The sequence below is a fragment of the Brevibacterium sp. LE-L genome (genome assembly GCF_050214925.1).
GTDB lineage: Bacteria > Actinomycetota > Actinomycetes > Actinomycetales > Brevibacteriaceae > Brevibacterium.
Genome location: NZ_CP189759.1, coordinates 1,773,274 through 1,792,342, shown reverse-complemented (window position 1 = coordinate 1,792,342; position 19,069 = coordinate 1,773,274). Strand labels below are relative to the sequence as shown.

General features: G+C 63.0%; 14 protein-coding genes. 5 read left to right on the top strand and 9 right to left on the bottom strand.

Features of this window, described 5'->3' with window-relative positions; translation table 11 throughout:
* Positions 1-9: 9 nt before the first annotated feature.
* The 3 genes from ACQE2J_RS08055 to pheS all read right to left on the bottom strand — a co-directional run bounded on the left by ACQE2J_RS08055 (position 10) and on the right by pheS (position 4,577).
* Positions 10-852: an SDR family NAD(P)-dependent oxidoreductase gene (locus ACQE2J_RS08055; protein WP_426937410.1), complete on the bottom strand. Its 843-nt coding sequence runs from the start codon at positions 850-852 to the stop codon at positions 10-12.
* Positions 853-946: 94 nt separating this feature from the next.
* Complete coding sequence (gene pheT, locus ACQE2J_RS08050; protein ID WP_426937409.1) at positions 947-3,532, bottom strand: phenylalanine--tRNA ligase subunit beta; 2,586 nt, start codon at positions 3,530-3,532, stop codon at positions 947-949.
* Between the two features lies 1 nt (position 3,533).
* Complete coding sequence (gene pheS / locus ACQE2J_RS08045) at positions 3,534-4,577, bottom strand: phenylalanine--tRNA ligase subunit alpha (RefSeq protein ID WP_426937408.1); 1,044 nt, start codon at positions 4,575-4,577, stop codon at positions 3,534-3,536.
* Positions 4,578-4,757: 180 nt separating this feature from the next.
* Here pheS and ACQE2J_RS08040 point away from each other — a divergent pair, with 180 nt between their 5' ends.
* Positions 4,758-6,389 (top strand): acetolactate synthase large subunit, encoded by a 1,632-nt coding sequence (locus ACQE2J_RS08040; RefSeq protein WP_426937407.1) that lies wholly within the window; start codon positions 4,758-4,760, stop codon positions 6,387-6,389.
* A gap of 88 nt (positions 6,390-6,477) precedes the next feature.
* Here the strand turns inward: ACQE2J_RS08040 and ACQE2J_RS08035 are convergent, their stop codons facing one another.
* Complete coding sequence (locus ACQE2J_RS08035; protein WP_426937406.1) at positions 6,478-7,848, bottom strand: MFS transporter; 1,371 nt, start codon at positions 7,846-7,848, stop codon at positions 6,478-6,480.
* A 134-nt stretch (positions 7,849-7,982) separates the two neighbouring features.
* A complete protein-coding gene (locus tag ACQE2J_RS08030; protein WP_426937405.1) occupies positions 7,983-11,072 on the bottom strand; it encodes a cytochrome P450 in 3,090 nt (1,029 codons plus the stop codon).
* Between the two features lie 126 nt (positions 11,073-11,198).
* Between ACQE2J_RS08030 and ACQE2J_RS08025 the strand changes: the two genes are divergently transcribed.
* Complete coding sequence (locus ACQE2J_RS08025; protein ID WP_135539280.1) at positions 11,199-12,113, top strand: LysR family transcriptional regulator; 915 nt, start codon at positions 11,199-11,201, stop codon at positions 12,111-12,113.
* A gap of 164 nt (positions 12,114-12,277) precedes the next feature.
* Here ACQE2J_RS08025 and ACQE2J_RS08020 read toward each other — a convergent pair whose 3' ends face one another.
* Complete coding sequence (locus ACQE2J_RS08020; protein WP_426937404.1) at positions 12,278-12,853, bottom strand: pentapeptide repeat-containing protein; 576 nt, start codon at positions 12,851-12,853, stop codon at positions 12,278-12,280.
* Positions 12,854-13,029: 176 nt separating this feature from the next.
* Here ACQE2J_RS08020 and istA point away from each other — a divergent pair, with 176 nt between their 5' ends.
* The 3 genes from istA to ACQE2J_RS08005 all read left to right on the top strand — a co-directional run bounded on the left by istA (position 13,030) and on the right by ACQE2J_RS08005 (position 16,103).
* On the top strand, positions 13,030-14,559 hold the full coding sequence (istA, locus tag ACQE2J_RS08015; RefSeq protein WP_426937403.1) for an IS21 family transposase: 1,530 nt from the start codon (positions 13,030-13,032) through the stop codon (positions 14,557-14,559).
* Positions 14,559-15,335, top strand: coding sequence for an IS21-like element helper ATPase IstB (istB, locus tag ACQE2J_RS08010; protein WP_426936288.1), 777 nt, complete (start codon positions 14,559-14,561; stop codon positions 15,333-15,335). Before istA ends, istB begins: the two co-directional genes overlap by 1 nt.
* A 414-nt stretch (positions 15,336-15,749) precedes the next feature.
* The gene (locus tag ACQE2J_RS08005) at positions 15,750-16,103 is read left to right on the top strand and encodes an SdpI family protein (protein ID WP_426937402.1); all 354 of its coding nucleotides are present in this window, start codon (positions 15,750-15,752) and stop codon (positions 16,101-16,103) included.
* Positions 16,104-16,233: 130 nt separating this feature from the next.
* Here ACQE2J_RS08005 and ACQE2J_RS08000 read toward each other — a convergent pair whose 3' ends face one another.
* The 3 genes from ACQE2J_RS08000 to rplT all read right to left on the bottom strand — a co-directional run bounded on the left by ACQE2J_RS08000 (position 16,234) and on the right by rplT (position 18,978).
* Positions 16,234-17,070, bottom strand: a complete 837-nt coding sequence (locus ACQE2J_RS08000; RefSeq protein WP_426937401.1) for a hypothetical protein — start codon at positions 17,068-17,070, stop codon at positions 16,234-16,236.
* 470 nt (positions 17,071-17,540) lie between these two features.
* The gene (locus tag ACQE2J_RS07995) at positions 17,541-18,362 is read right to left on the bottom strand and encodes a TrmH family RNA methyltransferase (protein ID WP_426937400.1); all 822 of its coding nucleotides are present in this window, start codon (positions 18,360-18,362) and stop codon (positions 17,541-17,543) included.
* 226 nt (positions 18,363-18,588) lie between these two features.
* Entirely contained in the window at positions 18,589-18,978 is a 390-nt protein-coding gene (rplT, locus tag ACQE2J_RS07990; protein ID WP_025779787.1) for a 50S ribosomal protein L20, read from the bottom strand.
* Between the last annotated feature and the right edge of the window lie 91 nt (positions 18,979-19,069).

The following is a 19,069-nucleotide window of genomic DNA, read 5'->3' as shown; positions in this document are numbered from 1 at the left end:
CGATGCCCCTCAGCCGAGGACGAGCCGCCTCGTCGAATCAGCCAGCTCAGCCTCGGCGAGCAGAGATTCTTCCGTATCAGCCCCGGCCCGCACATAGCGCCCGGTGAACGCATCCAGTGTCCCCGAAGCCAGCGCCAGCGCGAGGTCAGTGACCTGTGCGGGCGACGTCCAGTCGTCACCGGTGCGGAAATCGTGGACCGGCATCGACTTCGTCATCGCCGTCTCGACGACTCCGGGAGCCATCTCGAAGATCCGCAGACCCTTGTCATGGCCGAAGTGGACGACCGAATCGGCGATACGGAACAGTGCCGCCTTCGACGCCGAGTACACCGCATATGCCGGCGTGCCTTTGGCTCCCGAACCCGAGTTGAGGTCGATGATGCGGCTGGGCCGACCGGTCGCCTCGGCGTTGGCCATCAGCACGGGCGCGAAAGCATTGACCATGAGTGCGACCCCGAGCACGTTCGCGTCGACGACGCCCTTGATGCTCTCCGGGTCGGCGTCCCACAGCGGGCCCTCAGTCGACTCGATGCGCCCGGCATTGTTGACGAGCACCTGCAGGCGCCGTCCGGTCTCGGCCTCGACCGCGGTCACGGACTCGCGCAGAGCCTTCACCGCGGCGATATCGTCGGTGCGCAGCGCGACCCCGGTGACCGCTCCCCCGGTCGCCTCGCCGATCTCATCGGCCGCGGCCTCCGCATTGCTCGCCGAGGTGGCCGTGACGATCACGTGATACCCGGCATCAGCGAATGCCTCCGACAGGTGGCGTCCGATTCCGCGGGCACCGCCGGTGATCAGTGCGATCGTCTCCGTCGGAACTGCAGTGGCTGTGGGGGTGAGATTCTCGGTCATGCTCTGTGCTCCTCGTGGGTGGTCATCGATTCGGAGAGGGCAAGGCCCGGTCGAACCACCGTAACGTGCGACCGGGCCTTCATGCTGTGCTCACTCAGCTGCGGACTTCGGCGCCGTGACGCTCGGCAGCCAACTTCGTCGCCGCCTCACGCATGGCCGAAGCATCATCGGCCTTGAGCGTGCGGTCCGGGGCCCGGAAGGTCAGCCTGAACGCCAGTGACTTCTTGCCCTCGGGAAGCTGGTCGCCGGTGTAGAGGTCGAAGGTCTCGAGCAGTTCGAGCTCCTCCCCCGCACCCTCGCGCAGCGTCGCGGCCAAAGTCTGTGTCGGCAGTTCGGCATCGACGATGAGCGCAACGTCCTGACGGGACACCGGGTAGGTCGACAGCGCACCGTCCCAGGCGCGCAGATCCTCCTGGGCCAGCAGTGCGTCGAGGTCGATCTCGAAGGCGACGGTCCTGGCCGGCAGGCCGAGGTTTTCGCACACCTTCGGGTGCAGCTCACCGGCATGGCCGAGCACCTGACCGTCGGCGAGGACGAACTTCGCGGCCCGGCCCGGATGCCAGGGCGCGATCTGATCGGCTTCGACGGTGACCTCGAGACCATTCGTGCGGGCGATGCGACGGACGGTGTCGATGACGTCGGCGGCTTCGGCCGGTCGTCCCTTGCCCCAGACGCCGGGCAGTTCGGCGTGGCCGGAGATGATGCCCGCATAGTGGTAGGGCTGGTGCGGCACCGAATCATAGATCTTCTCGAGTTCCGCATCGCTCGGGTGGTATCCGGGCAGATGACGCGGTCCCGGGCCCTCGGGTAGGCCCGCCGAGGTGGACACGAGCCCCGCTTCGAACAGGGCCACATCCTTGACTCCGCGCCCGAGGTTGCGCACCACCAGATCGACGAGGGTCGAGAGCAGGTTCGTGCGCATGAGCGGCAGGTCGTCGGACATCGGGTTGGCCAGACGCACATGCGCCCGGCGCACATCATCGGCCTCGAGCCGCAGCTGGTCATCCCGCTTCGAGTTCGTGAAGGGGTAGGACAGCACCTCGGTGAACCCGTCGGCGGCCAGCAGGTTCGAGATCCGGCGGCGCGTCTTCTGTGCCTCGGTCAGGCCTTTGCCGGCCTGCGCTGCGGGCTGGACGGAAGGGATGCGGTGGTAGCCGCCGGTCCGGGCGACTTCCTCGATGAGGTCGACGTCGTCGGTGATGTCCGTGCGCCAGCTGGGCACGGTCACGGCCAGCCGGCCCTTGCCGACGACCTCGATGGCTGCGCCGATGCCCTCGAGCAGTCCGGTCACCTCGGCGGTGGTGTAGTCGACACCGACAAGCGAGCCCACGCGCTCGACCGGGAGTTCGATGACGGTCGGCTCGGGATCCTGGCCGATCTGTGTGGTCGCGGGGCTGAGCGATCCTCCGCCGAGCTCGACGAGCAGATCCGCACAGCGTCGGGCCGCCACGGGCCCGAGTTTCGGATCGACTCCGCGTTCGAAGCGGCGCGAAGCCTCCGACGACAGCTTGTGGCGACGCGAGGTGCGGGCGATGGAGATCGGGTCGAAGTGAGCGGCCTCGATGACGACCTCGATCGTCTGGTCGTTGACCTCGACGTCGGCTCCGCCCATGACGCCGGCCAGGCCGATGATCTTCCCGCCCTTGCCGCTCGGGCCGGCGCCCCGGTCGGTGATGAGCAGGTCCTCGGCATCGAGTGTGCGCTCGACATCGTCAAGCGTCGTGAACTTCTCGCCGGCAGTGGCGCGGCGGACGACGATTTCGTCGCCGAGGAGCGCCGTGTCGTACGCGTGCAGCGGCTGGCCGAGTTCGAGCATGACGTAGTTCGTCACGTCGACGGTCAGGCTGATCGGGCGCATGCCCGCCTGCTGCAGGCGACGCTGCATCCAGAACGGGGTCTGTGCTTTCGGGTTCAGCCCGGTGACCTGAACGGCGGTGAACTGGTCACAGCCGGCCACCTCGTTGATGGGATTGGAATCCTCGATGACGACGGGGAACCCGTCATCGGTCGGAGTGTTCACCGCCGCCACCGAGGCGCTGCCGATGTCGGTGAAGGATTGTCCCTTCATCTGCGCGTACTCACGAGCGATTCCGCGCATCGACAGCTGGTAGCCACGGTCGGGGGTGACGTTGACGTCGAGGGTGACCTGGTCGAGGCCGAGCAGGCTGATCGCGTCGTCGCCGGGTTCGCCGGTCAGCCCGAGGTCGGACAGGACGATGATGCCGGAATGGTCCTCACCGAGGCCGAGTTCCTTGGCCGAGCAGATCATGCCGTCGGAGATGTGACCGTAGGTCTTTCGCGCCGCGATCTGGAAGTCACCGGGCAGGACGGCTCCGGGCAGGCAGGCGACGATGAGGTCGCCGGGCACGAAGTTGTGGGCACCGCAGATGATGCCGCGGCTGGGCACCTCGGGACCGGGCTGCGGGTCCTTCGGATCATCCTGGGCTTCGTTGTGTTCGGGGCCGACGTCGACGCGGCACCAGTTGACGGTCTTGCCGTTCGAGTGCTCTTCCTTGACCAGTTCGAGCACCCGTCCGACAACGAGTGGGCCAGTGATCTCGGGTCCGAAGAAGTCCTCTTCCTCGAGACCGACGGCTGCGAACTCGGCAGCGAGGGCATGGGGATCGGTCTCGGCTGGGAGATCGACGTAGTCGGCCAGCCAGTTCAGTGGGACGCGCATATCAAGCCTTCATTCCGAAACGGGCCGAGAAGCGCACATCGCCTTCGACCATGTCATGCATATCGTTGATTCCCTCGCGCAGCATCAGTGTCCGCTCGATGCCCATGCCGAAGGCGAAGCCCTGGTAGACATCAGGATCGATGCCGGCGGCGCGCAGCACATTGGGGTGGACCATGCCGCAGCCGCCCCATTCGATCCAGCCGGGACCGCCGACCTTGTTGGGGAACCAGAAGTCCATCTCCGCGCTCGGTTCGGTGAACGGGAAGAAGCTCGGGCGCAGACGGGTCTTCGACTCGGGGCCGAACATCTCGCGGGCGAATCCGTCGAGGGTGCCCTGCAGGTTCGCCATGGTCAGCCCCTTGTCGATGGCGATGCCTTCGATCTGGTGGAAGACCGGAGTGTGCGTGGCGTCGAGCTCATCGGTGCGGAAGGTCTTGCCCGGACACACCACGTAGAGCGGCACACCGCGCTCAAGCAGGGAACGCGACTGCACCGGTGAAGTGTGGGTGCGCAGGACGAGGCCGGCCTCGGGTGGGTCGACGAAGAACGTGTCCTGCATCTGTCGAGCCGGATGGTCGGGGCCGAAGTTGAGCGCATCGAAGTTCAGCCACTCGGATTCGATCTCCGGTCCCTCGGCGACTTCCCAGCCGAGGCCGACGAAGTAGTCCGCGGCCTGTTCCTGGATGAGGCTCAGCGGGTGGCGAGCGCCGAGGCGGCGACGGTCGGTGGGCAGGGTGACGTCGATGGCCTCTTCGATGAGCACGGCCGCATCGCGTTCGGCTTCGAGCTCTGCCAGACGTGCGTCGTGGGCCTGCTTGACCGCTCCCCTGGACTTGCCGACGATCTTGCCGGCGGCGGCCTTATCGGCCTTGTCGAGTGAGCCGATGGCTCGGTTGGCGAGCGCCAGCGGGGCTTTGTCGCCGGTGTGGTCGATCTTCGCCTGCTTGAGCTCGTCGAGAGTCGTCGAATCCGCGAATGCCTGCAGTGCCGCGTCGACGGCCTGCTTCACGGCCGACTCGTCCAAGGGGTCGAGTTGGTCTGTCATCAATGTCCTTTTGTCCGTACTTGCCCGTAGCTGCTGGGACGTCATTCTTCTTCGTCAGCAAGTCTATCGCCTCCCCCGGCTGGGCCCAGGTCGGGTCCGCTGGGTGGGTGGGCCGCCTCGGTGCCGGTTGTGTGCGGTCGGTCATAGGGTTCGAGCCGACAAAAGCGTAGTGTCGGGCACATGACGACACAGCGTGCATCCGATGTCATGATCAGAGCCTTGGAGAACGAGGGCGTCGACCGCATCTTCGGCATACCCGGTGAGGAGAACATCGATTTCATCGATTCTCTGCGCCGATCGTCGATCGAGTTCGTCCTCACTCGGCACGAGCAGGCCGCCGCGTTCATGGCGGCCACCTACGGTCGGCTCACGGGCACACCCGGGGTGTGTCTGACGACGCTCGGGCCGGGGGCGCTCAACCTTGCGACGGGGGCCGCGTACGCCCACCTCGGCGGCATGCCGGTCATCATGATCACCGGGCAGAAGGGCATCCGCACGGCTGAGCAGGCGGCGTTCCAGATGGTGAATACGGTGGCGACGATGGATCCGCTGACGAAGGTGAGCAAGCAGATCACCTCGGCTGCGATGATTCCGACCATGGTCCGAGAGGCATTCCGCGTCGCTCAGGCCGAACGTCCGGGGCCGGTGCATCTCGAGCTGCCCGAAGACATCGCCGGCCTGCCGGTCGACAGGTACGAGCTCATCGAACCGCACACGAATTCGCGGGCCGTCGCCAGTGATCTGGCGATCAAGAACGCCGCAAACGTCGTCCGGGAGGCGAAGCGACCGCTGCTCATGCTCGGTGCGGATGCCTCCCGATCCGACTGCAGCGAAGACCTCTCCCGTTTCGTCGCGCAGATGCGCATCCCCTACTTCACCACGCAGATGGGCAAGGGTTCGGTGTCCGGGTCCTCCGACCTGTACCTGGGCACGGCGGCGCTGACGTCCCGCGATTTCGTCCATGACGCGATCGAGGCCGCCGACGTCATCGTCACGATCGGTCACGATACGACGGAGAAGCCGCCGTTCATGATGGATGAGAACGGACCCACCGTCGTCCACATCGGCTACCGCGCGGCCGTGGTCGAGCAGGTGTATTTTCCGCAGTTCGAGGTCATCGGTGACCTGGGTCCGACCCTGGAGCGGCTCGCCGAGGTGGTCGACAGCCCCACCTCCACCGCCGAGGCGCTGCTGCCGATGCGTGAGGATATCCTCGTCAAGATCCACGAAGGTGCCGACGAGGATCGGTTCATCCCCCAGCGGATCGTGCAGGAGGTCCGCGACGTCATGCCCGTCGACGGGATCGTCGCTCTCGACAACGGGATGTACAAGATCTGGTTTGCCCGCAACTATCGGACGACTCGGGCGAACACTCTGCTGCTCGACAACGCGCTGGCGACCATGGGGGCCGGGCTGCCCTCGGCGATCGGGGCGAAGCTGACGTATCCGGAACGTCGGGTCATGGCCGTCGTCGGCGATGGCGGATTCATGATGAACAGTCAGGAGATGGAGACGGCGGTGCGGTTGGGCTTGGACCTCGTCGTGCTCATCCTCGAAGACGATGCCTACGGCATGATCCGGTGGAAGCAGGAATCCGACGGCATGCCCGACTACGGTCTGACCTTCGGCAATCCGGACTTCGTGAAGTACGCGGAATCCTATGGGGCCTCCGGTCATCGGCTCACCGACGTGTCAGAGATGAATTCGGTGTTGTCGTCGGCTTTCGAGGCCGGTGGTGTGCACATCGTCGTCGCGCCCGTCGACTATTCGGAGAACAAGCGGGTGCTCATCGACGAGCTGGGCAAGCACTGAGCCTGCTCGATCGGTGAGGTCTGACTCCGGTGAGGTCCCGCCTCGGCGACTCGCACGGGGCCAAGGCGGGACCCGTCTTTCAGCTCTTTCAGCGCACGCGTGAGTTCCCCGCCCGCCACATTCCCGCGCTCTGCTCCTCTTCGTTGCCGACAGAGAGATCGATGCCTTTGCGGTCCCTGAGCAATGACACGGCGATAAGAGATATCACCGCCATTATCACCAGATAGAGCGAAACCGAGGCTGTCGTGCCCGTCGCCTGCAGGAGTGCCTGGGCGATCGTCGGGGCGAACGCACCGCCGATGACAGCTCCCAGGGCATAGGAGATCGCGACTCCGCTGAATCGGATCGAGGCCGGGAAGAGTTCGACATAGAGCGCGGCCTGTGGCCCATAAGAGAGGCCGAGTCCGATGGAGAAGACACCCAGAGACAAATAGAGCAGGCCCAATGACCCGGTGTCGACGAGCCAGAACAGCGGGAAGGCAGTCACGATGAGGATCGCGAATCCGATGACGTACGTGCGCACCCGGCCGATGGCATCGGACAGGTAACCTGAGACCGCGGTCGAGACCAGCCAGACGAATGACCCGAAGGTGATGGCCAGCAGCACATCGGTCTGCGAGAAGCCCACCGCATCGGTCGTCGCATATTTCGTCACGAACCCGCCAGTGGTCATATACCCGCTGGCATTGTTACCGGCGAAGATGAGTGCGGCGACGAGCACAAGAGGCAGATGCTTCTTCAACAGCACGAGGATCGGTGCCTTGCGCTTGGCCGACTCGACCTGGATCTCTTTGAACACCGGGGTGTCCTCGACGGCCCTCCGTACCCAATAGCCGACGCCGATGAGCACGACCGAGAGCAGGAACGGCACCCTCCATCCCCATTCCATGAATGCGTCTCCCGGTGAGATGACTCCAGTCATGAGTGCAATAACGCCTGACGACAGCAACATGCCCAACGGAACTCCGAGCTGCGGGTAGGATCCGGCCCGACCGCGCTTGTCCACATCGGCGTGTTCGACGGCCAGCAGGGCCGCGCCGCCCCACTCCCCTCCGGCCGAGAGGCCCTGGATGATGCGCAGGAGAATGAGAAGGACCGGTGCTGTCACCCCGATGGTCTCGTACGTGGGAATGAGACCGATGAGGGCAGTGGCCACACCCATCGTGACCAATGTGACGACGAGGATGAAGCGTCTGCCGAGCTTGTCGCCGAAGTGGCCGGAGAGGAAGGCGCCGAGCGGCCGGAAGAGGAAGGAGATGCCGATCGTCGCGAAGGCGAGCAGCTGGTCGACGCCCTCACCCGCCGGCGCGAAATAGAGGTGGGCGAAGACGAGCGCGGCCGCGGTCGAATACGTGAAATAGTCGTACCATTCGATCGTCGTACCAATGATGGAGGCGAACGCGACCCTCCGCTGATTCGCTTTCTGCGCCGTCGGCGTCTGTGCGTGTGTGGCAGTCATGAGAACGTCCTTGTTCTGTCGTGGTGGTTAGAAATTGTCAGTCCAGAGTCACCGACAGCCGTGATGTGACATCGGCACCCGGGCGAGACACTGAAATCCGGTCGGGGCATCCGCCGCCGGGCTGGAACAGCCGGTCAGACCGGTGAGAGCGTCTCGGACAGATTCGTCAGAACTCCTTCTGCCCACTCACAGGCCGCTTCGGTTGCCGGTACCGGCCCTCCGGCATCGTGGCGACCGTATTCGCCAAGCCGAGTCGCTCCCTGAGCCTCGAGCGCTTCAGTCAGCAGTTCGCTGCCCCGCGAATATGTCTTCGTGTAGCTGGCGTCGCCCATCCCGAACACGGCGAATCTGACGCCGTCGAGCTCAACGGGCAGGTCGCGCAGTTCATCGTAGAATTGCGCGGCCGAGCTCGGGACATCACCGTCACCGTAGGTCGAGCACACGAGCAAATAGAATCTCTCCGGCTGTAGGTCCGACGGTGACACCGCGGACAGGTCCGAGATCTCCACGTCGGGAAGCTCTCGCAGGACCGTGCCGAGTTCCTCGGCGACGAGTTCAGCGTTGCCGGACTCCGTGCCGAACAGGATCGTCACCGGCATCCCGGGAGACAGGCCCTCGACCGTGCTCGCCGCAGCGTCCGGCAGATAGTCGTCGAGGTCGGTGTCCTCAGCTGTGGCCACCAGGTCCTCACGAGAGGTGATCTTCGTTCGGCAGCGACCTTCACCGGCGCCGAGGCGCTCCTTGAGGTCGATCCGGCGCCAACCGTCGAAATCGATGGCAGTCTCCCCCGGGGCGAGACCTGGAGCACCGGTGGCGATCGACCCAGTGCTCACCTCAGCAGCGATGGTCGCAGCAAGGATCCTGGCGTCCGTGCGCTGGTCGGGGATGGTTCCGCGGCCGGCACCCTTGAGCCAGCCGATGGCGAAAAGGTTCTCGTCGATCCTGCCGTCTGCGGGGATCGGCGTCGCCGGGCAGATGCCCTGTTTCGCCATCGACATCGGGTCTCCGACAAAGCCGATGGCGGTGATGACAGAATCCACGTCGAGGTGAACGGCCGCACCGTCATGGGTGATGTCGATCCCATCGACCTGCCGAGCGGAGGAGTTCGAACCGGTGATCGCATCGGGTGTGCTTGAGAACCACCAGTGCATCTCGATCGCGTCTGCTGGCCCTGTTTGGTATTGGGTATTTTCTGACGGTTCGACGAGGTCACGGAGGGCATCGAGCTTCGCGTCCTTGCCCTCGGCAACCGTCGACAGATCGACACCATGAAGCGTGTGAGTCAGCCCCGGAACCCGAGCCAGTTCACGGATCATGACCGGATCGAATTTCGCAGTTCGCGATGCTGAACGACCGATGATGTCGATGCGAGCGATCGATTCGCTCATCGGCCCATGTATGGTGTCGTCGATGTCGCTGCCGACCAGGGACTCAGGTGCACAGGTGAGCAGCCGGACGATGTCGATGGCGACATTGCCCTGACCGACAACGGCAATTCTCCTACCCAGTTCGACCGCCGACCGCTCTTCATCGGGGTGCCCATTGAGCAGGCGGGTGATCCTGCCTGCCCGGTGCACCTGGGGCAGGTCGTCTCCGGGGATGCCGAGGGTACGGTCGAGGGAGAGCCCGCTGGCGAGGACCACGCTGTCATAGTTCTCCTTGAGCTCATCCATCGACACGTCGATGCCCAGTTCGGTGTTGCCGATGAATCTCACTCGGGGATCGGTGAAGAGTCGGTCGAACTGACTCGTCACGGATTTGGTGCCCTGGTGATCAGCCGCGACTCCATAGCGCAGCAGCCCGTATGGCACGGGGAGCTTGTCGAAGATGTCGACGCGGCCTCCGGGCACCTGCCGCAGTATCTCCTTCGCGCTGAAGCAGCCTGCCGGTCCGGCACCGACGATCGCGATCGTGGGTCCGTGCGACCGGCCAGCCGCATCGTCACTCGTCGCGGCCGCTCGGCCATAGGCGGACTTTCCGTAGTCGGGCTCTGTCCGCGCGCTCGACCACGTCACGGGGAGTTTGAGCATGCCGCGGAACACCCAGCCTCCGACCGCAGTTTCACGAGATTCATCGACGCTCAATCCCTCAAGACTGTTGAAGAGGAGCGGAAGAGCCACTTCGGCGATCTCGGCTCTTGCGGCCCAGTTGCCCAGGCACACGTGCACTCCTTTGCTGAAGGCCAGATGCGGTTTCGCTTCCCGATGGATGTCGAACCGATCGGCGTGTTCCCACACGGTTTCGTCGCGATTGGCCGAGAGCACGCAGATTCCGAGCTTCGCTCCTGCAGGCAGGTGGGTGCCCGCGAGGACGGTGTCCTGGGTGGTTTGGCGGGAATACATGCCGATGGGGGCGATCCACCGAATTGTCTCCTCGAACACAGTTGGCCACAGCTGCGGGTTGGCCATGACGGCCTCACGCTGATCGGGGTGGTTGAACAGGGCAAACGCCGCAACTCCGAGGGCATCGCGGGGCTCGTTGAGTCCCCCGCCGATGGTCATCTTGATGTTCGCCCGGATCTGCTCGATCGGCATGGTTTCGCCGGGCAACGATAAGAGCCCCGAGATGAGCGAATCATCACGGTGGGTGAGATGGTAGTCGAGCATTTCGTCGAGTGCCGCGTCGACCTCGTTGAACGACCGCTCCCCTTTGGCCCAGACTTCGGGGTCGTCCGCGTAGTTGCCAGTGGCGTCGATCATCGTCTGCGACCAGCGCTGCAGGTCGAGCTGATCGGCGTTGTACAGCCCGAGCATGCGACGCAGGGTCTCCGCTGCGAAGGGCGCGGCGAAGTCCCAGATGAGGTCGATATCAGTGCCTTTTTCGACGAGTTGATCCAAAAGATTCTCGGCAACCTCGCGGTACATCGATGTCCACACGCGTTTGACGTAACCGGGCTTGAGCACCGGTTGCCAGGCTCGGCGCTGCTCATAATGTTCGGGATCATCGCGTCGGAGCATGGAATGGCCCATCGCGCGGATCTGCAGGGAGCCCTCTTCGTTCGCGGAGAAGATGTCCTGGTCATGTTCGGTTGCGCTGACGGCCTCATAGCTGGTGATGAGATAGCGGTTGACCGCAGGAACCCAGTGCACTCCGCCTTCGGCACGGAGCCGTTCATAGATCGGAAACGGATTCTCGTAGAGTTCCGGGATCTTCACCCAGTCCGCCACCGGTGCCGAGGTGACTGCCCTGCGGGTGTGTTCGTGAAGACCTGACGTCATCATCATCTCCTCATCGTTGAGACAGCTTATGTCGGTGCGATCACTCTGTGATCGTGTTCACAGTCCAGTCTGCGATGGGTACTATGAAAGGAAAAGCGGAATTAATCTGAGAACTAATCCGGAAATACGAAGATGCATTCTGATCACGCCCCGAACTATTCACTGAGGCAACTGTCTTATCTCCTCACCGCAGCCCGGCTGGGCACGATCTCGGCCGCGGCGGCGGAACTGCATGTCTCCTCCTCGGCAATCTCCGATTCGATCACCGCGCTCGAACATCAGATGGATGCACAGCTGTGCGTGAGGAGGAAGGCTCAGGGACTGGTGCTCACTGCCGCCGGAAGACAGGTGGCCGCCCGAGCCACGCGCCTGATCTCCGAGGCGAACGAACTCGAGCGTGAACTCAGATCACACGATGGCGAACTGGCCGGTCCGATCACCATCGGCTGCTATCCGACTCTGGCACCGGTGATTCTGCCCGTACTGCTCGACGATTTCGGCAAGCAGCACCCACGAGTGAGTCTCGAAATCGTCGAGACCACACAGGACCGCTTGACCGGAACTCTGGAGTCAGGAGAGATCGACGTTGCTTTTGTCTACGAGACGCTCATTCCGGGGACGCCGAACCACGCGAGGCTCTTCGCGCAGCCTGCCCACGTGATCCTGGCAGCAGATGATCCCTTCGCTGCTCGAGAGGCCGTGCGTCTGGAGGATCTCGTCGAACGTGACATGATCCTCCTCGACTCTCCTCCTTCGAGCCAACACACGCTGGGAATGTTCCACGACCGAGGTTTGGCGCCGAGGATCCGTCACCGAACGACCAGCTACGAAGTTGTGAGAACACTTGTCGGTCGCGGACTGGGCTACGGCGTCTTGGTTCAGAGGCTGACGAATACTGCCAGTTATGAGGGGTATCCTCTGGTCGTCAAGGAGATCAAGCCGGCAGTTGAGCCAGTCGGCGTCGAAGTGATCTGGCCCTCTGACCACGCGTCGCCGAAGCGCGCACAGGCTCTGGTCGAGTTCGCCAAGAACCAGCAATGGACATGATGAAACAGCTGATGGCTGCAAGACTCGGACGCAGGGTCAGCGACCGCCTTCCGGCCCTCGGATGTCCGACGCAATGCTGTTGTACGCTCGCGTGTTCTTTTTGAATCAAGACCGATTCCCATGTCCGAGCGTGGACGACGCGCATGGACGAATACTCACGATGCTCATTCCACGGTGATGCCGAGCTCCCGAGCGAAGAGGTCGGCAAAGAGCATGAGCTGGGTGTCGTCGATCGTCGCTCCGCGCAGCGAGTGCACCCCGGAGATCTTGTGCGGCTGCAGCCCACGGATATCGACACTGCCGAGAGTCGCTCCCTCGCATTGGAAAGCACCGACACTGCTCCCTGGAAACGCGACCCGACTGACTTTGGCGCGGTCAAGGTCGATCTCGTCGATGACGCAGTCCCGGAATTCGACATCGGTGAGCGTGGCCCCGCGCAGGTTGAGATACGAGATGCGACAGTTCTCAAATCGCACCTTCTCCCACACGCTGTCATGAGTCACCCCCGCGCCGATCCGTGTGCCTCGGATCTCCGTGTGCAGAAGGCTGCCTCGTGGCATCGTCCACGTGTCGGCCCGACAGTCGTCGACCCGTGTTCCGGAGAAACGCCCGCCCGTCAGGTTCGCCGGCGCCTCTGCTTGGCCGAAGTTCACTCGCGTCAGTGTGCAGTCGAGGAACGTCGCCTGTGCCGAGTCAACCTCGGTGAGGTCGAGTGTTGGCGGCCATGGAAAACTGCCCATAGGCGGACAGTAGAAATGCCCGTTCCTGGCCACAAGAACTGCCCAGTGGCGGCCACGATTTCTGCCCATCCGAGCATGTAGAACCTCTCATTGAGACACGACCCCGAACCACTTCCGGGAGATGATGACGGTGTCTAATCGATCAACATCCACCACGAGAGGGTTCGGGGCCGCGTATGAAGTCTGACGGAGAAATCATGGAAATTCTAGAAGCGTATGACTCCACAGGGTCCTACCGAGCCGCAGCCGAGTTGGCAGGGTGTTCACACCACACAGTCAAGGCCCACGTCACCGCCCGCGCTCAAGGCCGCCCGGTGGGCGTGCCCGTCCGCCGTGATCGGGTCACGGACGAGTTCTTGGACAAAATCACGGAGCTGGTAGCTCGTTCAGGGGGCAGGATCCGTGCCGATAAGGTCCACGAACGCCTTCTTGGACTCGGCTATGAAGGTTCGGAGAGATCAACTCGCCGTGCCGTCGCCCACGCCAAAGCGGTCCATGAAAGAGCGGGTCGTCGTGTGCATCGTCCCTGGGTGGCAGAGCCGGGACTGTGGCTTCAATACGACTACGGTGACGGGCCCGTCGTCGGTGGCGTGAAGACGGTGTTGTTCATCGCGTGGTTGGCGTTCTCGCGGTTTCGCATCGTCATTCCGCTTCGGGATAAGACGCTGGCGTCGGTGTTTATGGTCTTAGACCGCACGTTTCGACTCATCGGCGGCATCCCGACCTATGTGTTGACTGATAACGAGAAGACCGTCACGACGATGCATATCGCCGGGGTTCCGGTGCGCAATCGCGACACAGTCTCATTCGCGAAGTACTACGGAACGACGGTCCTGACGTGTCAGCCGGCCGATCCGGCGTCGAAGGGCGGGGTGGAGCGGTCCGTCCAGATCGCGAAGGCTGATCTGGTGCCCACAGCCACGAACCTGCGCAATGAGTACGCTTCGTTTGCTGACCTCGAGGCCGCGTGCCAAGCCTTTATGTCCGAGATCAACGAGAAAGAGCATCGGGTGACGAAACGATGTCCGATCGACTTGATCGGTCAGGAGCAGGAGAGGATGCATCCGGTCCCGGATCGGGCGCATACGATCGCGTTCGGTCTGTCGAGGAAGGTTCCGGTCAATACGCCGATGGTCGCTTTCGAGTCCGGGCAGTATTCGGTACCGCATGCACTCCTGGGGTCCGAGGTCTTCGTCCGCGTCCACGGTGTCGCCGAGGCAGAACAGATCATCATCGTAGCTGCCGGTCGTGATGGGGTTCGGGAAGTCGCCCGACACGGCAGGGCCCGGCCCGGATCGCCGAAGATCGATGACGAGCATTTCCCGACTGATGCCACACAGAAGGTGCCCGGAGTGTATGCGGTCACAGCGAACAGTCCTGATGAGGAAGCGTTCCTGATGATTGGGCATGGTGCTCACGAGTGGTTACGTGAGGCGGCCGCGGCAGGGACGTCGAGGATGCGACAGAAGATGGGCCAGGCCGTGGCACTGTCGCGGTTGCATGGTCGAGAACGTGTCGATGAGGTCCTGGGTACGGCGGCTGCCTATGGTCGCTTCGGCACTGGTGATCTGGCGTCGCTGCTGGCCCACCGGGTTGCTGATCAAGGCAGTCGCAGTGCGGGTGAGGATGCGTCCCTGGCGCAGGGGACTGTGGGATGGCGGGCGATGAGCTCACCGTCGACGACTGCGGACGGGGGTGAGCTGTGATGGTTGTCTCTGCCCAGGCGCCAGTCCTTGATACCGAGGTCGAGGCGCTGATGCGACGGTTGAAGATGCCGTATGCGCGCAGTCTTGCCCCCGAGTTGTTGGCCACGGCGAAAGCGCAACGGTGGGAGCCGGTCGAGGTCGTGCGGGCACTGTTAGTCGAGGAATCTCGTGGCCGATCGGCGGCGATGTTAGCGACCCGGCGGAAGCAGGCCGGGTTTCCCACGGGCAAGACGTTCGAGTCCTGGGATGAGGAAGTGTCATCGATTCCTGTACCCACACAGCAGGCGCTGTCGACGCTGGAGTGGGTGGGGCGGAAGGAGAACCTGGCCATCTGTGGGCCCGCGGGAACCGGCAAATCGTTCTTCCTGGAAGCGCTGGGACAGAAAGTCATCGACGGCGGTGGACGCGTGTCCTGGCTGAAGCTGGAAGATCTGGGCGGACTCGTTCGTGCTCATCGTCCTGATGACCAGGTGACGAAGACTGTTCAGCGGCTGTTGCGAGCCGATCTCGTGATCGTTGACGACATCGGGCTGCTGCCGGTCAGTGATGATGCTGCCGAAGGTCTGTATCGGCTTGTCGATGCTGCTTATGAGAAGAGATCCGTCGCGATTTCGTCGAATCTCCATCCTTCTGCTTTCGACCAGTTGATGCCCAAGACCGTGGCTACGGCGACGGTTGATCGGCTCCTTCATCATGCTCATTTGGTCCAGACCAGTGGGGAATCGATTCGACTCAGCCAGGCCGTTTCTGGGGCAGGGGTGGTTGCTTTGAGCTGATATCGACGGCCCCGGGTGGTCACGACTGGACACAACGAGTCGATGGGCAGAAATCGTGGCCACCAGCGGGCAGTTTTATTGGCCACCAGTGGGCAATTCTCGTGGCCGTCTATGGGCAGTTCCTACTGACCGTTGACAGTCGAGATCGTTGAATTCCATACCTTCGAGGAATTCTTCTGCGCCAAGGTCTCCGAGGTAGCCGGGAGTCAGTGAGCCGAGGGTGATCTTGGGTGCGCGGGGAGGTTCGGTCGTCATGTGCTCACCGTATCTGGCTCGCCGGACACGGGGCGTTCTCACCCGTTCGGCCCACGTTGCAGCTGCGTGACCGATACACTGCAGGAGGAGTGCTCTCAGCATGCGCCGCTTCGAAGCGGCTTCGTTCCAGGAGGTGATCGATAGGTGTTCTACCCTCCGATGATCGGCTATCTGGTCATTGCCGCTGTCTGCGTCCTTATGCAGCTGGGAATCGCTCGGAGAATGATCGGTCGCAATCGGATAATCGGGATTCGGACGAAGCACACTCTCAGTTCAGACGAGTCGTGGGAACGCGGCCAGCAGGCGGCTGCGCCCTATGTCTATGGCGTGGCCGTGGTCGCGATCGGCCACGCGGCGGCTCTGGCCGCTGTGGAAGCATTCGAGCTCCCGCGAACTGTGGGACATCTGCTCGCCCTTTCAGGGTGGATCATCATCCTGGCTTGCTGCGTTTTCATCTGGCGTGCCGCCAATTCAGCGGCAAAGGCCACACCCCCAGAACCTCTCACCCGCTGATTCCGAGCACTCCCGCAGATGCGCACGCTCGCAGTGTCTCGTTCAACAGCTTTTCAGGTTTTCGATACGAGGCACCATCGATAGTCTGAATGGCTGTTGATCCACGACGCCGAATCGGTCGCTTCCGACATCAGCCGGTGCGAGCGCTGCGCCGCTCGACGCTCTCTTTGATCCTGAGAAAGACGTCCGCAGAGAAAAGATCCTGCCAGCGAAGGCGAAAAACCGCGTAACCGAGATTCCGCAACTTGTTTTCTCGGCGACGTTCCTTCTCCATCTCATCCCGAGGGTTCTTCCCCGGCAAATGGTATTTCCCCTCGCCGTCGAACTCAGCGATGACTCTTGCCTTCTTGTTCGCGAAATCCGTGCGGCCGATGAAACGGTCCTGCTCATCGTAGAACTCCACTTGCGGTTCGAACCCCGGAACCGAATACTCAACAAATCGGACAGCACAGATCGATTCCGACACCGACTCGCGACCGCCATTCATAAGGTGCACTGCGTCAGCGACTCTCCGGGCCAAGGTCCGCGGAGGATGTGCCTCGCAATACCTGATGATGGCTTGTTCCGATGTGAACCCGCGATGCACCGCGGCATCAAGGACTGCCACGGCAAAAGCCAACGGGTAGTCTCGTGCAATGTCAGAGAGAGTCCTCAGCACTGACGTCACCGGAATCCCAGCTACCTCGACGATGTCGGACTCCGCCAAGTCTCGACGCCGAATCAGCATCGTCGCATGGCGCACTCCGTACTTCGGATGAATTGCTTCGGCCATCGGGCTGCTGTCTTTGTCGAGATACGGGATGGGCAACCCGTGGACGATCAACGCGCTGCGATGAGATAAGACGCAGCGGGGCGGCATACGGCCAGCGTAGGATCGGACCAAGATGCGCAAGTCCTCATCCCGCTTCCGCATCCCAGATTCTTCGACTGGAAGATTGACATCCGCCGCTGCGGCAAAAGTTGCCACGTAGCCGTGGTCAGGGTGCCTGCACTCTTTTGACACAACGTAGATCCCGTGGCGCACACGTCGAAGACAGCATCGCAAGGCGTGGGTGATCTGATGCGTTGACCACCCGGCGTCTTGGAGGTCTGCGGTACTCAAGCAGATGAACATGCTCACCAGCATGTGCCGTGCCACAGCAGACAGGCAAGGGCGGCGCAAGGGGCTGTGGACAACCCCTGACTCGTGCGCACAGGGTCAGAAAATCAGCCGCCCTCGTCTCCCAACCTGGCCGAATCCGCGCTTCCTCCCAGGCAAGCTGCGGACGGGACGACCGGACTCGTTCAACCACGAATCAGGTTTTCGATGCTGGCTCGTATCGAAAACCTGATTCGCCGTTGAATGAGGCGCTCAAAACCGTGTGGCCGTTGAGCCAGGCTCAATTATCTGTTTCACAGTGCCGCTGGCTCAGCAAAGATGGCCGCGCCCACGAAACCTCACATCCGTTGGTTGCGCGCACTCTCATAGATGCACACGCCGGCGGCAGTCCCGAGGTTGAGGCTTTCGGCCGAGCCGTAGATCGGCACGGCAACAGACGAATCGCACAGCTCCAGATCCTCGGCACTCATCCCCCATGCTTCGTTGCCGAAGACCCACGTGGTGCGCGCGGTCAGATCCAGCCCTGTGTCCCACGGGTGGTGAAGATCGTGCGCCTCGTCGTTTGCGTCGGCCGCGAGGACCTGCAGGCCGCGGGCTCGCGCAAGTTCAGTGACCTCGGACAGTCCGACTCCGGTGACGACGGGGATGTGGAAGAGAGAGCCGGCAGTTGAACGCACCACCTTGTCGTTATAGGCATCAACGGACGACGATGTCAGCACCACAGCGTCGGCGCCGGCGGCATCGGCCAGGCGGATGATCGTACCGGCGTTGCCCGGGTCGCGGACCTGGGAAAGGACGACGACAAGCTGCGCTTCCTTGTTCAGTACCGAGGTCAGCTCGACATCGAGAGTCTTGCACACGGCGACGACCCCCTGCGAATTCACGGTCGTCGCCAGCTCGGTGAGCACCTCGGGGGTGACGATGCTGCACTGCAGACGCCCATGTTTGGCCGAGGCCATGAACTCGGGATGCTCCTCGGCGGCTTCCTCGGTGATGAACAGCTCGACCACGGAGCCCGCCAGGCCCAATGCCTCACGCACGGCCTGCGGACCCTCGACGAGGAACTGCCCCGTAGCCTTGCGGTCACGCCGCTTGAGCAGCTTCGCGGCGTTCTTGATCCGCTTCGACTGCGGCGAGGAGATGACGTCAGGGAGCTTCATGCGTGCGTGGTCCTAAGAGTCGATGGAGGGAGCTGCTGGAATAAGAGAACGTTGCCGGGAGGGAGTCAGGCCAGGTCGGTGGCGCGGCCGGCACGAACCGACCTAGAGCGCGAGCGATGGCCCGAACAGACTCGACGGCCCCGAACCATGTCAGTTCGGGGCCGTCGACGGTCACCGAGGTGACCAATCAGTCACGAGTGTGACTGGAGTATTCAGGTGACGCTGCTCAGGCGGCGTCGGTCTTCGCTGCGTTGACGTCAGCAGGAAGAGCGTCCTTGGCGACCTTGACCAGGTGCGCGAAGGTGGCCGAGTCGTTGACGGCGAGCTCAGCGAGCATGCGACGGTCGACCTCGACTCCAGCGGCCTTGAGGCCCTGGATGAAACGGTTGTAGGTCATGCCGTTGGCGCGGGCGCCGGCGTTGATGCGCTGGATCCAGAGGCGACGGAAGTCCCCCTTGCGCTTGCGACGGTCACGGTAGCTGTAGACCAGCGAATGAATGACCTGCTCTTTGGCCTTGCGGTACAGGCGCGAGCGCTGTCCGCGGTAGCCGCTTGCCCGGTCGAGGATGACCCGGCGCTTCTTGTGGGCGTTGACCGCCCTCTTCACACGTGCCACGTGTTACTCCTTTGAAAAGTTCGTATCTTCCGGCGGTGCCGGACTCTGGTTCAAGCTGTGGGAGCCGGTGATCGGCTGCCCGGGGAGATCC